This window comes from Pseudomonas peradeniyensis (genome assembly GCF_014268935.2).
GTDB classification, from domain to species: Bacteria; Pseudomonadota; Gammaproteobacteria; order Pseudomonadales; family Pseudomonadaceae; genus Aquipseudomonas; species Aquipseudomonas peradeniyensis.
Map to the genome: position 1 here is coordinate 397,937 of NZ_JABWRJ020000002.1, position 14,783 is coordinate 412,719.

A 14,783-nucleotide genomic window follows, 5' to 3' on the forward strand; every position below is an offset into this window, starting at 1 on the left:
CGCGGCACAAGGCCGCTCCTACAGGGGGCGTCGATCAGACGGTCTTGGCGATACGCCCGGCCAGCAGCGCCCAGCCCAGCAACAGTACACAGACAATCGCCAGCGGCCACGAGCGCCATTGCAGGTAAGGCGTCAGCTGCTGCATCGGCACCACCTCGCCATACAGCACGGCCCGCTGGAACTGCGGGATCTGCGCGGTGATCCTGCCGAACGGGTCGATCAGCGCCGTCACGCCGTTGTTGGTGGCGCGGATCATCCAGCGGCCGGCTTCCAGTGCCCGCATCTGGGCCATCTGCAGGTGCTGCAGCGGGCCGATCGAGGTACCGAACCAGGTGTCGTTACTGATGGTCAGCAGCAGGTCGGAGCGTGCGGCAAGGCTTGCGGCGAACTCGGGATAGACCACTTCGTAGCAGATGTACGGGGCCACCTGGTAACCCTTGGCCTGTAGCAGTGGCTGGTCCTCAGGGCCGCGGGCGAAGTCCGACATCGGCAAATTGAAGAACTCGATCAGGCCGCGCAGCATGTCCTGCAGCGGCACGTACTCGCCGAATGGCACCAGCTTCTGCTTGAGGTAGGTGCCGTCGCCTTCGCCGGCCACGGTGATGCCGTTGAAGTAGCGGCGCTGGTGGTGGACCATCTGCCGCACCGGCACCCCGGTGATCAGCGCCGAGTTCCGTTCGGCGGCAAAGGTGCCCATCATGTCGATGTAGCCCTGGGCCTGGTCCTTGAGCACCGGCACGGCGGTTTCCGGCCAGACCAGCAGGTCGACGGGTTTCGAGCTGAAGCTCATGTCGCGGTACAGTGCCAGTTGCGCATTGACGTGCGCCGGGTCCCATTTCAGGTCCTGCTCGACGTTGCCCTGCAGGGCGGCGACCTTCAGCGGATCGCCCGCCGGCTTGGTCCAGGCGTGGTCCTTGAGGGCCAGGCCGAGGATCCACGGCGCCACCAGCAACACCGCGCCGACGGCCAGGAATGAACGGCGTTCACGCAGGCGGTACAGGTTGCACAGCAAGGCGGCGCTCAAGGCCAGGACGAAGGACACCAGCCATACGCCGCCCAGCGGGGCGAGGCCGGCGAGCGGGCCGTCAAGTTGGCTGTAGCCGGCGTACAGCCAGGGGAAACCGGTGAGGAACCAGCCGCGGAAGGCCTCCTGCAGCAACCACAGGGCGGCGAAGCACAGGGCATCGGCCAGTGGTGCTTCGTCGCGGCGCAGCCAGCGTGCCCACAGCCAGGCGGGCAAGGCGAAGAAGAACGCCAGGCAGGCGAAGAACGCCAGCAGCAGGGCGATCGCCAGCAGCGGCGAGGCGCCGCCGTAGGTGTTCATGCTGACGTAGATCCACCAGGTGCCGGCGCCATAGAGGCCGAAGCCGAAGCACCAGCCACGGCCCAGGGCCTGGCGCGGCGTCAGTTCGCGCAGGCCGGCGTAGAACAGGGCGATGGACAGGATGGCCAGCGGCCAGACGTCGAACGGCGCCAGGGCCAGGAGGGTGGAAGCGCCGGCCGCCATGGCCAGCAGGTTACCGGGCCAGCCGGGGCGGGTGATCCAGCGCATTTTCGTCCTTAACGGTTGATCGGGGTCAGGCGCAGCAAGTGTATCCGCCGGCTGTCGGCGTTGAGAATACGGAAGCGGTAGCCGCCGATCTCGGTGGTTTCGTTGCGCTTGGGCAGGTGGCCGAAGGCGCTCATCACCAGGCCGCCGACGGTGTCGAATTCGTCATCGGAGAATTCGCTGTCGAAGAACCCGTTGAAGTTCTCGATCGGGGTCAGTGCCTTGACCAGGAAGTCGCCACTGGGCAGCGGCTTGATGTAGCTGTCTTCCTCGACATCGTGCTCGTCCTCGATATCGCCGACGATCTGTTCGAGCACATCCTCGATGGTCACCAGGCCCGCCACGCCGCCGTACTCGTCGATGACGATGGCCATGTGGTTGTGGTTGGCGCGGAACTCGCGCAGCAGCACGTTCAGGCGCTTGGACTCGGGCACGAAGGTGGCCGGGCGCAGCAGGTCCTTGATGTTGAAGCTGTCGCCGTTCTCCTTGAGGATCAGCGGCAGCAGGTCCTTGGCGAGCAGGATGCCGAGCACATCGTCATGGCTTTCGCCGATCACCGGGTAGCGCGAGTGCGCGGCGTCGATCACCGCCGGCAGGAACTCGCGCGGCGACTGGCTAGCCTTGATACTGATCATCTGCGAGCGCGGCACCATGATGTCGCGCACCTGTAGGTCGGCGACCTGGATGGCGCCTTCGACGATGGTCAGCGCTTCGCTGTCGAGCAGCTTGTTCTGATGGGCTTCGCGCAGCAGCTCGAGGAGCTCCTGGCGGTTTTTCGGCTCATGGGCAAAAGCCTGGGTCAGTTTGCCCAGCCAGGACTTTTGCCCGTTGCTCGATCGGTCTTCGCTCATGGCGGTTACTCGTGATCCTTGCAGTGTCAGTGTGTGATTGAATCGGTTTCGTCGTCGGCGTAAGGGTCCGGGTGACCCAGTTCGGCCAGCAATTCTTGTTCCAGCGCTTCCATTTCCTCGGCTTCATCGTCTTCGATGTGGTCGTAGCCGAGCAGGTGCAGGCAGCCGTGGATGACCAGGTGCGCCCAATGCGCCTCGAGCGCCTTGCCCTGTTCGCGGGCTTCGCGCTCGACCACCGGCACGCAGATCACCAGGTCACCCAGCAGCGGGATGTCGAGCAGGTCGTCGGGAACGTCGGCGGGGAAGGACAGCACGTTCGTCGCGTAATCCTTGTGCCGGTAGGTGTGGTTCAGCTCGCGGCCTTCGGCTTCGTCGACCAGGCGAATGGTCATTTCCGAGTCGGCGGTGCGCTGGCGCAGGGCAAGTTCGCACCAGCGGCGGAAGGCGGCGTCATCGGGGGCTGCGGCGTCCGTGGCCCGTTGCAGGTCGAGTTCAAGCATCTTTGCCGGGTGCCTCGGGCTTCGACTGACGGGCTTCGAAGCGGTCGTAGGCTTCGACGATACGCTGCACCAATGGATGGCGCACCACGTCCTTGGGCTGGAAATGGGTGAAGCTGATGCCCGGTACGTCCTTGAGCACCTCGATCACGTGGGCCAGGCCCGACTTGGTGCCGCGTGGCAGGTCGACCTGGGTGATGTCGCCAGTGATCACCGCGGTCGAGCCGAAGCCGATGCGGGTGAGGAACATCTTCATCTGCTCGAGGGTGGTGTTCTGGCTTTCGTCGAGGATGATGAAGCTGTTGTTCAGGGTGCGGCCGCGCATGTAGGCCAGCGGCGCGATCTCGATCACCTGGCGCTCGATCAGCTTGGCCACGTGCTCGAAACCGAGCATCTCGTAGAGCGCGTCGTAGAGCGGGCGCAGATACGGGTCGATTTTCTGGGCCAGGTCGCCGGGCAGGAAACCGAGCTTTTCGCCGGCCTCGACCGCCGGGCGCACCAGCAGGATGCGGCGCACCTGTTCGCGCTCCAGCGCATCGACCGCGCAGGCCACGGCCAGGTAGGTCTTGCCGGTACCGGCCGGGCCGATGCCGAAGTTGATGTCGTTGGCCAGGATTTCCTTGACGTAGCGCTGCTGGTTGACGCCGCGCGGACGGATGTTGCCCTTGCGCGTGCGCAGCGAGACGCTGACTTCGTTGACCGCCGGGTTCTCGAGGGTCTCGACCGTCGATTCCTGGAGATAGAGATGGACCGTTTCCGGCGACAGGTCGGTGGCCTTGGCCTCGCGATAGAGGCGGCGCAGCAACTGTTCGGCGGCGGAGGTGGTCTTGGGTTCGCCAATCAGTTCGAACTGGTTGCCGCGGTTGCGGATCTCGATGGCCAGGCGTTGTTCGATCAGGCGCAAGTGCTCGTCGAACTGGCCGCACAGGTTGGCGAAACGATGGGCCTCGAAGGGCTCGAGGATGAAGCGATGGGGTTGTATGGGTGCGTTCAAGGTCGTTTTTAGCCGCTCGACGGCAATGAATGTGAACTCAAGAATAACCCTTGAGTGGCAGTGGCGAAAGCACTGAAACGATCAAGGGTCGGTGCGACGCTTCCGATCCGCGTGTCGATCATGGCAGGGCAAGTTGACGAAACGATGATGCCGGTGGAGCGCGCAGGGGCCGGGGCGGCTCAGGGCAGGGGCGAGAAGGGCGTGCGGCCTTCGGCGTTCTGCAGTTCCAGCAGGTACTTGCGGAAGATCTGGCCGAGCACCTGGGTGGCGTGCTCGAGTTCGTCGCGGGGCATCTGCTCGGTGACTTCGTCGGCCATGTCCAGGGCGTCTTCGGCGCCGTTGACCGCAGCGATCTTGAGCAGGATATAGGCCTGCACGTTGTTGGCCTTGACCCCTTCGCCATGGAAGAACATCGAGCCGAGGCGGTACTGGGCCTGGCCCTGGCCCTGCAGCGAGGCCTTCTCGAACCACTTGAGCGCCTTGTCGAGATGGCGCGGCGTGCCGCTGTAGTAGAACTCGCCCAGCTCGTACTGCGCTTCGGCATCCCCGGATTCCGCCGTCTGCTCGCAGGCCTTCAGGGCATTCTGCAGGTCTTCGGGCGCGGTATCGAGCGTGCAGCGGCCCGTCGTTGGAATCAGCAACGAGTTACCGCCCTCCGCCAGGGCCAGCAGGGGCTGAAGAAGCAACAGGCAGCCCAGGGTCAGGGCGCGGCCGGTGCGGTTCATGGGGATCGACTTACCTCTGCAAAGCTACGGCCAATGTCTCTGGTGGCACATTATGGGATAAGCAGCGCCTACCTTACAAAGTTTTACTCAGATTTCTACAACGCGGTGAGCAGTGCAAGGGTGTGACGCGGTTATCGCTTTGCTCATTTGTCGCCTGTGGCGGCCCCATCGCGGGGCAAGCCCGCTACCACGCATGTCGTTATGGCGTGGGAGCGGGCTTGCCCCGCGATGGAACACCCTTACTTCAGCTTGGCGAACGCCCGCTCGGCCGCATCCAGGGTGATCTGCAGCTCCTTGTCGCCATGGGCGATGGAGGTGAAGCCCGCCTCGAAGGCGCTTGGCGCCAGGTACACGCCACCTTCGAGCATCAGGTGGAAGAAGCGCTTGAAGCGCTCGGCGTCGCTGGCCATCACGTCGTCGAAGGTGACGATGTCGTCGGCGCCGCTGAAGTACAGGCCGAACATGGCGCCCGCCTGGGTGGTGACGAACGGGATGCCGGCGGCATCGGCGCGCTGTTGCAGGCCGTCGAGCATGCGGCTGGTGAAGGCGCTCAGCTCGTCATGGAAGCCTGGGCGGCTGATCAGCTTCAGGGTGGTCAGGCCCGCGGCCATGGCCAGCGGGTTGCCCGACAGGGTACCGGCCTGGTAGACCGGGCCCAGCGGGGCGATGCAGCCCATGATCTCGCGCTTGCCGCCGAAGCAGCCGACCGGCATGCCGCCGCCGACGATCTTGCCGAAGGTCGACAGGTCCGGGGTGATGCCGTAGTAGCCCTGGGCGCCGCCCAGCGACACACGGAAGCCGGTCATCACCTCGTCGAAGATCAGCACCACGCCGTGCTTGTCGCACAGTGTACGCAGGCCCTCGAGGAAACCTGGCGCCGGCGGTACGCAGTTCATGTTGCCGGCCACCGGCTCGACGATGATGCAGGCGACGGTCTGGCCGACGTCGGCGAGGGTTTTCTCGACAGCGGCGATGTCGTTGAACGGCAGGGTCAGGGTGTGCTTGGCGAAGTCCGCTGGCACCCCGGCCGAGCTCGGCACGCCCTGGGTCAGCAGGCCGGAACCGGCCTTGACCAGCAGGCTGTCGGAGTGACCGTGGTAGCAGCCCTCGAACTTGATGATGGCGTCGCGGCCGGTGTAGCCACGGGCAAGGCGGATGGCGCTCATGGTCGCCTCGGTGCCGGAGCTGACCATGCGCACCATCTCCATCGACGGCACGATCGAGCAGACCAGGTCGGCCATCTCGGTTTCCATGGCGGTCGGCGCGCCGTAGGACAGGCCGTGCTCGAGCTGCCTGCGCACGGCATCCAGCACGTCGGGGTGGCCGTGGCCGAGAATCATCGGGCCCCAGGAACCGACATAGTCGACATAACGTTTGTCGTCCTCGTCGATGACGTAGGCGCCTTCGGCGTGCTTGAAGAACAGCGGGGTGCCGCCGACACTCTTGAAGGCGCGCACCGGCGAGTTGACGCCGCCGGGGATGTGTTTCTGGGCTTGGGCGAACAGGGCTTCGGAACGGGACATGGAGTCTTCTCTCGAAATCAGGAAACGAACAGGGCGTTGAAGGCGCGGGCGCGGCGGGTGACTTCCTGCGCGCTGTCGGCACCGAACAGGCCGTGGATCACCGCCAGCAGGTCGGCGCCATGGGCGACCAGCGGGGCGGCGTTGTCGAGGGTAATGCCACCGATCACGGCGATCGGCAGCTTGACCTGGGCGCGGGCCTGTTCCAGCAGTTCGACGCTGGCGGCGGGCGCGCCCGGTTTGGTGACGGAATTGAAGAAGCGACCGAAGGCGACATAGCTGGCGCCTTCGCTGGCGGCCTGCTGCGCGAGGTCGAGGCTGGCGTGGCAGGTCGAGCCGATGATCGCCTGGCGGCCGAGCAGGGCACGGGCCGGGGTGAGCGGGCCGTCGGTCTGGCCCAGGTGCACGCCGACGCCCAGGCGCGCGGCCAGTTCGGCGTCGTCGTTGATGATCAGCTGGGTGCCGTAGCGTTCGCAGAGCTTCGCCAGCGCTTCAGCTTCGCGCAGGCGACGTCCGGCATCGTCGCTCTTGTCGCGGTATTGCAGCAGGCAGACACCGCCTTCGAGTGCTGCCTCGACATGGCTCAGGAAACGGCCGGCGAGCAGCTGGCTGTCGGTGATGGCATACAGACCGCGGAGCGTCATCGGATGGCCTCGAGTCAGGAACAGAAATCCAGGGGCAGGCGGCGCGGCACGTACTGGCCCTTGCCCAGTTGCTCGGCGTCGCGCAGGGTCCGCCAGGTGTAGTCCAGGGCGCTGCGCACGGCGCTGCTCAAATCTTCGCCCAGCGCCAGGCGGCCGGCCAGGGCGCTGGCCAGGGTGCAGCCCGAGCCGTGGTAGCTGCCCGGCAGGCGCTGGCAGGTCCAGGTGTGCTGCTGGCCGTCGCGGCTGTACAGGCGGTTGTGGATTTCCACTTCGTCGCCGTGACCGCCGGTGATCAGCAGGTGTCTACAGAACGGCAGCAGCTTTTCGGCGCATTCGTCCGCGGTGCCTTCAGGCAGTTCCGCCAGGATACGCGCCTCCGGCAGGTTCGGCGTGGCGATGGTGGCCAGCGGCAGCAGGCGCTCGCGCAGCGCGTAGCCGACCTCGTCCTTGCCCAGGCGACCGCCGCCGCCAGCGCGCAGCACCGGGTCGCAGACCAGTGGCAGGTGCGGATGGGCGGCGAGCAGTTCGGCGACGGTGTCGACCATCTCGATCGAGCCGAGCATGCCCAGCTTCACCGCAGCCACCGTGGAGTCGGCCAGCACGGCGTTGGCCTGGGCCAGGACCCACTCGCGGTCGAGCACGCGGAAGTCGGAAACGTTGACGGTATCCTGCACGGTCAGGGCGGTCACGGCGGGCGCGGCGTGACAGCCCTGGGCGATCAGGGCTTCGATATCTGCCTGCAGCCCGGCGCCACCACTGGGGTCGTGGCCGGAGAGACAGAGGACAACGGGGCGGGAGCTGTAGGTATTCATGGTCGGCGAGCTTATCACCAAACCTTTTTCTGCGGTTCGCTCGCGGCGAGAGAATTGCTGATCAAGCGATCAGGTTGGACTGGTTGTATATTCTGAAACATGCGTTCTAGAGCCTCTGTGCGCAAATTGCTAGTAGCTGCTAGTCAGTGCGGGAGGCTATGCTAGAGTGCTCGGATAACTCGATAAATGGGTTCTGCCGGATCACGTCGTCTCAAAGGGATGGGAGGCAACCGCGACGCGACCGCACAGGCCATGCTGGGGCTGTATGCGCTATTTGCTGATTGTGCTTCTGGGCTGCTTGCCCATGCTGGCCGGAGCGGTCGAATTCGACGACGCCACCGGGCGCCTGCCGCTGGGTCGGCACATGCAGGTCTATGAAGACCACGATGGCAGCGCCAGTATCGCCCAGGTCAGTTCCGCGGCGTTCGCCGGGCGCTTCCAGGCGCATCAGGACGAAGTACTCAACGCGGGCTATTCCACCTCGGTGTTCTGGCTGCGGGTCGATCTAGCCTATGCCGCCGCCCCATCAGCCGCGCCGCGCCAGTGGTTGCTGGAACTCGCCTACCCGCCGCTGGATCACCTGGAACTCTACCTGCCGGACGCGCAGGGCACCTATCGCCTAGCCCGGCGCACCGGTGACGCGCTGCCCTATGCCAGCCGGGAGATCCGCCAGAACAACTACCTGTTCGAATTGCCGCTGCAGCCCGGCCAGGCGACCACCGCCTACCTGCGCCTGCACAGCCAGGGCTCGATCCAGGCACCACTGACATTGTGGTCGGCCGAGGCCTACCTGGAAGACCAGCCCACCCGCCTTTACGTACTGGGCATGATCTACGGCGTGCTGCTGGTGATGCTGGTGTACAACCTGTTCATCTACCTCAGCGTGCGTGATGTCAGTTACCTGTACTACATCCTTTATATCGCTTCGTTCGGTCTCTACCAGGTGTCGGTCAACGGCGCCGGCATTGCCTATTTCTGGCCGGACAGCCCATGGTGGGCCAACGCCGCCACCCCGTTGTTCATTGGTGCCGCCGGGCTGTTCGGCTGCCAGTTCGCCCGCCACTTCCTGCAGCTTGGCAGCCTCAGCCGGGGCTTCGACCGCCTGCTGAAGGGGTTGATGGCCGGTGGCGTGCTGGTCATGGTGCTGGCGGTGACCCTGCGCTACGGCGTGGCGCTGCGCATGGCCACGGTGCTGGCGCTGATGTTCACCGTCAGCATCTTCAGTGCCGGGCTCTATGCCTGGTGGCGCGGATTGCGCGTGGCGCGCTGGTTCATCATCGCCTGGACCGCCTTCCTCGCTGGCGGTCTGGTCAACACCCTGATGGTGCTGGGCTACCTGCCCAATGTGTTCCTCACCATGTACGCCAGCCAGCTTGGTTCGGCGCTGGAAGTGGCGCTGTTGTCGCTGGCCCTGGCCGACCGTATCAACAGCCTGCGCGAGCAGCAGGCGCAGACCCTGCGCGAGACCGGGCGCACCCTGGAGCAACTGAACCTGCAGTTGGCGCGCAGCAACCGGCTCAAGGACGAGTTCCTGGCCACCGTGACCCATGAACTGCGCACGCCGATGAACGGCGTGATCGGTTCGCTGGAGCTGCTGCACACTCTGCCCATGAGCGCCGAGCAGGCCCAGTACCACCGCACCGCCACCGGCTCTGCCCAGGACATGATGGCGATGGTCGACGACATCCTCATCCTTACCGAATTGCAGGCCGGGCGCCTGCGCAACCAGGGCATGGCGTTCAGCCTGCGTCGCCTGCTCCAGGAACTGCGCGCCGGCTATGCCAGCCAGGCGCTGGCCAAGGGCCTGTACCTGAGCCTGGACATCCCCGCCGACCTGCCCGACAGCCTGGTCGGCGATGCGCAGAAGCTCGCCCGCTGCCTCGCTTGCCTGGTGGACAACGGGCTGAAGTTCACCCACCAGGGCGGCGTCACCGTGCAGGCCCGTAGCCGGCGCACCGGGCCGGACAGCCTGGTCCTGAGCCTCACGGTCAGCGACAGCGGCATCGGCTTCGACGATCTGGACCAGGCGGTGCTGTACCAGCGTTTCTTCCAGGTGGACGGTTCGATGACCCGGCGCTACGGCGGGCTGGGCATCGGCCTGTCGATCTGCCGGCAGCTGGGCGAGTTGATCGGTGCGCAGCTGTCCCACGAGTCGACGCCGGGCCTGGGCAGCCGCTTCGAGCTGACTCTGGCCCTTGCCGTGGCGCAGGTGCAGGTACCACCGGCGCGTGCCGCCTCGGGGCTGGAGCGCTTCTGACGGACCCTTCGCGGTACCCGTGGGAGCGGGCTTGCCCCGCGATCAGGGCGTGAAGCGCCCCCACGTAGTCCGTTTTGTCACTTTGACTCGAGGGCCTGCGGTGCTTCACTGGGTTATCCAGGCATGAACGGATCCAGGAGGCCACCGATGAACCTGCACCAGTTCGCTGAAACCCACGAAGTCACCAACCAGCCGCCGTCCCTGGACGGCGCCAACCTGTATCGCCTCGACCAGCCCCTGCAGGAGTGGTCGCGCCGGTTCGGCGCCGGCTGGGCCGAGTCGCGGATCGACGCCTACGGTGCCCTGGCCGGTGGTCCTTTGATGGCCGCGGGTTTCCTGGCCAACGCCCACAAGCCCGAATTCAGCAGCCATGACCGCTATGGCCACCGCATCGACCTGGTGGAGTTCCATCCCGCCTATCACCAGCTGATGCGCACCGCCGTCGAGCACGGCCTGCCCTCGCTGCCCTGGGCCGAGCCACGGGACGGCGCCCACGTGGCGCGGGCCTCGATGACCTACCTGCACAGCCAGGCCGAAGCCGGTACCGGCTGCCCGCTGACCATGACCTTCGCCGCCGTGCCGGCCCTGCGCCTGCAACCCGAGCTTGCCGGCTACTGGCTGCCGAAGATCCTGGCTCGCGAATACGACCCGCGCAACGTCGGTGACCGGCACAAGGCCGGTGTCACCATCGGCATGGCCATGACCGAGAAACAGGGCGGCACCGACGTGCGCGCCAACACCACCCGCGCCTACCCGGTGGGCACGCCCGGCCCGGGCCAGCCCTATGAGCTGGTGGGGCACAAGTGGTTCTGTTCGGCGCCCATGTGCGACGCCTTCCTCACCCTGGCCCAGACCGACAAGGGCCTGAGCTGTTTCCTGCTGCCGCGCCACCGGCCTGACGACAACCGCAACCAGTTCTACATCCAGCGCCTGAAGAACAAGCTGGGCAACTGCTCCAACGCCTCCAGCGAGGTGGAGTTCCGCGGTGCCCTGGCCTGGATGATCGGCGAGGAGGGGCGCGGCGTGCCGACCATCATCGAGATGGTGGCCATGACCCGCTTCGACTGCATGGTCGGCTCCAGCGCCCTGATGCGCCAGGCCCTGACCCAGGCCGCGCACCACTGCGCCCACCGCAAGGTCGGCGGGCGCGTGCTGGCCGAGCAGCCGCTGATGCAGAACGTGCTCGCCGACCTGGCCCTGGAAAGCGAGGCCGCCCTGGCCCTGAGCCTGCGCATGGGCCAGGCCCTGGACCGCCTCGACGACCCGCAGCAGGCACACTTCGCCCGGCTGGTCACGGCCGTGGGCAAGTACTGGATCTGCAAGCGTGCTCCCGGGATGATCAACGAGGCCGCCGAGTGCCTGGGCGGCGCCGGGTATGTCGAGGACAGCATCCTGCCGCGGCTGTACCGTGAGGCGCCGGTCAACTCGACCTGGGAGGGCTCGGGCAACGTGCAGTGCCTGGATGTGCTGCGGGCCTTGTCGAAGGAGCCGGGCGTGCTCGAGGCGCTGTTCTGTGAGTTGGGAGACGGCCATGGCGATCCGCGGCTGGCGGCGTTCATCGGCAACCTCAAGGGTGCCTTCGCCGATACCGGCGATATCCAGTACCGCGCCCGGCAGTTGACCGAGGACATCGCCGTGGCGCTGCAGGCCAAGCTGCTGCTTGAGGCGGGCAACGCCACGGTGAGCGATGCGTTCATCGGCAGTCGCCTTGGCGGCGGCGGGCGGGTGTATGGCGCACTGCCGCGCGGGGTGGATGTCGAGGCGCTGGTGGCCAGGGCGACGCCGGTGTGCGCCGGGTAACGCCCTCGTGGGGGTGTATTTGCCCTGCAACGCAGGCAAGATGGCTGTCATGCATTCCATAAGACAGGAAGCCCAGCGTGAGCCAAGCGTTTGTAGTCGTTGATACCCCCGAACAGGCCGTCGACCGTCTGGCGGCCTTGCATGAACAGGCCACCGGGGCCCTGAGCCAGGCCCTCAAGCGCTACCTCAAGGACCGTACCGAGCCGGGTGACGAGGAACGCGCGTTGTTCCGCTATCCGGCCCTGCGCCTGACCTACTCCAGCCAAGGCGAAGTCGCCGCCACCACCCGTGCCTACGCCAAGGTCCAGGTGGACGGCACCTACAGCGTCACCGTCACCCAGCCGGCGGCGTTCCGTGGCTATCTGCTCGAGCAACTGCGCCCGTTGATGCACGACTATACCGTGACCGTGGAAGTCGGTGTCAGCGAGCAGAACATCCCGTACCCCTACGTGGTCGACCAGGGCGATGAGCTGGCGGGCAGCGGCATCACCGCCGCGCAGCTGGCGCGGGTGTTCCCCAGCACCGACCTGTCGGCGGCCACCGACAACATCGCCGATGGCCTGTACGACTGGGAAAGCGCCGAGACCCTGCCGCTGGCGCTGTTCGACGCCGCCCGTGTGGACTTCTCCCTGCGCCGCCTGGTGCACTACACCGGCAGCGACTGGCGGTACATGCAGCCGTGGATCCTTCTCACCAACTACCACCGCTACGTCGACCAGTTCATTGCCCATGGCCTTGAGCAACTGCGCGAGGACCCTCGCTTCGTGCGCATGGTCCTGCCGGGCAACGTGATCATCGAGAAGGGCATGGACAACGGCGAGGCCCAGGCACTGGTCGCCAGCGTGGTCTGGCACCGCTACCAGATGCCGGCCTACCACTTGATTGCGGCCGATGGCGATGGCGTGACCCTGGTCAACATCGGTGTCGGCCCGTCCAATGCCAAGAACATCACCGACCACCTGGCGGTGCTGCGTCCGCACTGCTGGCTGATGATCGGCCACTGCGGCGGCCTGCGCCAGTCGCAGACCATAGGCGACTACGTACTGGCCCACGCCTACATGCGTCGCGACGGCATCCTCGACCGCGTGGTGCCGCCGAACATCCCGATCCCGGCCCTGGCCGAGGTGCAGCTGGCGTTGCAGGAGGCGGCCGCGCAGGTCACCGGCGAGCGTGGCGAGCAGCTCAAGAAGCGTCTGCGCACCGGCACCGTGCTCACCTACGACGACCGCAACTGGGAGCTGCGCTGGGCCCAGGAGCGTCCGTTGATCAACCTTTCCCGCGCCGTGGCGGTGGACATGGAGAGCGGCACCATCGCGGCCCAGGGCTACCGCCTGCGCGTGCCGTACGGCACCTTGCTGTGTGTCTCCGACAAGCCGCTGCACAGCGAGATCAAGCTGCCGGGCTCGGCCAACGCGTTCTACAACCGCGCGGTCAGCCAGCACCTGAAGATCGGCATCGCCGCCCTCGACCTGTTGCGCACCGAGCTCAACTCGCTGCACTCGCGTAAACTGCGCAGCTTCGATGAGCCGCCGTTCCGCTGAGGATCCATGCCCCTGCCACCCCGTAGCACACCGCGCCGCCCTGCGGCGCGGCCCACCGGCCCGCGTCGCCAGCCCAAGGCGCCGCCGGCCGAACCGCGCCTGATCCTGTTCAACAAGCCGTTCGATGTGCTCACCCAGTTCAGCGACGGCGAGGGGCGGGCCACGCTCAAGGACTTCATCGACATCCCCGGCATCTATCCGGCCGGGCGCCTGGACCGCGACAGCGAAGGCCTGCTGCTGCTGACCAACGACGGGCGCCTGCAGGCGCGCATCGCCGATCCGAAGCACAAGCTGGCCAAGACCTACTGGGTACAGGTTGAGGGTGAGCCGAGCGAAGAGCAGCTACAGCGCCTGCGGGACGGCGTCGAGCTCAACGACGGGCCGACATTGCCGGCCCAGGCGCGCCTGCTCGAGGAGCCCGAGCTGTGGCCGCGTAATCCGCCGGTGCGTTTTCGCAAGAGCGTGCCGACGGCCTGGCTGGAGTTGGTCATTCGTGAAGGGCGCAATCGCCAGGTGCGGCGGATGACGGCAGCGGTGGGCTTGCCGACCTTGCGCCTGGTGCGGGTGCGGATTGGCGACTGGACGATCGAAGGGTTGGACCAGGGTTGCTGGCGTGAGGTGCCGGCGAAGCTTTGAGCCGCACGCGTCCCCTGTGGGAGCGGCCTTGTGTCGCGAAAGGGCCGCGAAGCGGCCCCAGCAATTTTTGCCTTGATGCTGAGATCTGGGGCCGCTACGCGGCCCTTTCGCGACACAAGGCCGCTCCCACAAGGAAGGGTGGGGGGCGTCAGGCCGCTACACCCCTTCGAGAAACCCCACCACCACGCTCTTGATGATAAACGCCAGCACGCCCAGGCCCAGCACAAAGAACAGGATCAGCGTGCCAAAGCGCCCGGCCTTGGACTTCTTCGCCAGGTCCCAGACGATGAAGCCCATGAAACCGATCAGCACGGTGACCAGGACGATCATCATCCATTCTTCGAATACTGCGGGATCCATCAGTTCACTCCAGGCAGATTGAGCCCCCGATCATACGCCGCACGCGCAAGGATTCAACGCAGGTGGGTCAATGGCAGCTCGGTGCTGGCCAGCACCTGGTTGAGCACGAAGCTCGAGCGCACGCTGGTCACGCCTTCGATACGGGTCAGGCTGCCCAGCAGCAGCTTCTGGTAGTGGTCCATGTCCGGCACCACCACCTTGAGCTGGTAATCGGCGTCCATCCCGGTGACCAGGCTGCACTCGAGCACCTGGGGCAGGCTGCGGATCGCCGCCTCGAAGGTCTCGAAGCGCTCGGGCGTGTGCCGGTCCATGCCGATCAGCACGTAGGCGGTCAGGCTCAGGCCGAGCTTCTTGCGGTCCAGCAGGGCCACCTGGCGCGAGATGTAGCCATCGTCTTCGAGCTGCTTGACCCGACGTGAGCACGGGGAAGGCGACAGGCCGATGCGTTCGGCCAGTTCCTGGTTGGAGATGCGCGCATCGCGCTGCAATTCGGCGAGGATGCTCAGGTCGTAGCGGTCGAGCTTGCTCATGGAAAGGACCTTTTCTGTTCGGATTGCTGCGAATTATCGATCCTGGGTGAAAAATTGCGCAAGCGCT

General features: G+C 66.1%; 14 protein-coding genes. 4 read left to right on the forward strand and 10 right to left on the reverse strand.

What is annotated here, in order from left to right:
* Nucleotides 1–34 precede the first annotated feature (34 nt).
* The 8 genes from lnt to HU751_RS11290 form a co-directional block, all read right to left on the reverse strand.
* On the reverse strand, nt 35–1,552 hold the full coding sequence (gene lnt, locus HU751_RS11255; RefSeq protein ID WP_186732684.1) for an apolipoprotein N-acyltransferase: 1,518 nt from the start codon (nt 1,550–1,552) through the stop codon (nt 35–37).
* A gap of 8 nt (nt 1,553–1,560) precedes the next feature.
* Nucleotides 1,561–2,400 carry a CorC family transporter gene (locus HU751_RS11260; RefSeq protein WP_050707049.1) on the reverse strand — a complete coding sequence of 280 codons (840 nt, stop codon included), beginning with the start codon at nt 2,398–2,400 and terminating at the stop codon, nt 1,561–1,563.
* 26 nt (nt 2,401–2,426) lie between these two features.
* A complete protein-coding gene (gene ybeY / locus HU751_RS11265; protein WP_186732685.1) occupies nt 2,427–2,900 on the reverse strand; it encodes an rRNA maturation RNase YbeY in 474 nt (157 codons plus the stop codon).
* The gene (locus HU751_RS11270; RefSeq protein WP_165673511.1) at nt 2,893–3,891 is read right to left on the reverse strand and encodes a PhoH family protein; all 999 of its coding nucleotides are present in this window, start codon (nt 3,889–3,891) and stop codon (nt 2,893–2,895) included. Before HU751_RS11270 ends, ybeY begins: the two co-directional genes overlap by 8 nt.
* 179 nt (nt 3,892–4,070) lie before the next feature.
* Nucleotides 4,071–4,616: a tetratricopeptide repeat protein gene (locus HU751_RS11275; protein ID WP_050707046.1), complete on the reverse strand. Its 546-nt coding sequence runs from the start codon at nt 4,614–4,616 to the stop codon at nt 4,071–4,073.
* A 239-nt stretch (nt 4,617–4,855) separates the two neighbouring features.
* Entirely contained in the window at nt 4,856–6,139 is a 1,284-nt protein-coding gene (hemL, locus tag HU751_RS11280) for a glutamate-1-semialdehyde 2,1-aminomutase (protein ID WP_186732687.1), read from the reverse strand.
* A 17-nt stretch (nt 6,140–6,156) separates the two neighbouring features.
* The gene (gene thiE, locus HU751_RS11285; RefSeq protein ID WP_186732688.1) at nt 6,157–6,780 is read right to left on the reverse strand and encodes a thiamine phosphate synthase; all 624 of its coding nucleotides are present in this window, start codon (nt 6,778–6,780) and stop codon (nt 6,157–6,159) included.
* Nucleotides 6,781–6,794: 14 nt separating this feature from the next.
* Nucleotides 6,795–7,592 (reverse strand): hydroxymethylpyrimidine/phosphomethylpyrimidine kinase, encoded by a 798-nt coding sequence (locus HU751_RS11290; protein WP_186732689.1) that lies wholly within the window; start codon nt 7,590–7,592, stop codon nt 6,795–6,797.
* A gap of 265 nt (nt 7,593–7,857) precedes the next feature.
* Here HU751_RS11290 and HU751_RS11295 point away from each other — a divergent pair, with 265 nt between their 5' ends.
* The 4 genes from HU751_RS11295 (at nt 7,858) to HU751_RS11310 (ending at nt 13,826) form a co-directional block, all read left to right on the forward strand.
* Nucleotides 7,858–9,849, forward strand: coding sequence for a sensor histidine kinase (locus tag HU751_RS11295; RefSeq protein ID WP_186732690.1), 1,992 nt, complete (start codon nt 7,858–7,860; stop codon nt 9,847–9,849).
* Between the two features lie 147 nt (nt 9,850–9,996).
* Nucleotides 9,997–11,649, forward strand: a complete 1,653-nt coding sequence (locus tag HU751_RS11300) for an acyl-CoA dehydrogenase family protein (RefSeq protein ID WP_186732691.1) — start codon at nt 9,997–9,999, stop codon at nt 11,647–11,649.
* Between the two features lie 77 nt (nt 11,650–11,726).
* Complete coding sequence (gene amn, locus HU751_RS11305) at nt 11,727–13,190, forward strand: AMP nucleosidase (RefSeq protein WP_186732693.1); 1,464 nt, start codon at nt 11,727–11,729, stop codon at nt 13,188–13,190.
* A gap of 6 nt (nt 13,191–13,196) precedes the next feature.
* Nucleotides 13,197–13,826, forward strand: coding sequence for a pseudouridine synthase (locus tag HU751_RS11310; protein WP_225933305.1), 630 nt, complete (start codon nt 13,197–13,199; stop codon nt 13,824–13,826).
* A gap of 156 nt (nt 13,827–13,982) precedes the next feature.
* Here HU751_RS11310 and HU751_RS11315 read toward each other — a convergent pair whose 3' ends face one another.
* Nucleotides 13,983–14,186, reverse strand: coding sequence for a DUF2788 domain-containing protein (locus HU751_RS11315; RefSeq protein WP_023378567.1), 204 nt, complete (start codon nt 14,184–14,186; stop codon nt 13,983–13,985).
* A 53-nt stretch (nt 14,187–14,239) separates the two neighbouring features.
* Entirely contained in the window at nt 14,240–14,716 is a 477-nt protein-coding gene (locus HU751_RS11320; protein WP_011535815.1) for an Lrp/AsnC family transcriptional regulator, read from the reverse strand.
* Nucleotides 14,717–14,783: the final 67 nt, after the last annotated feature.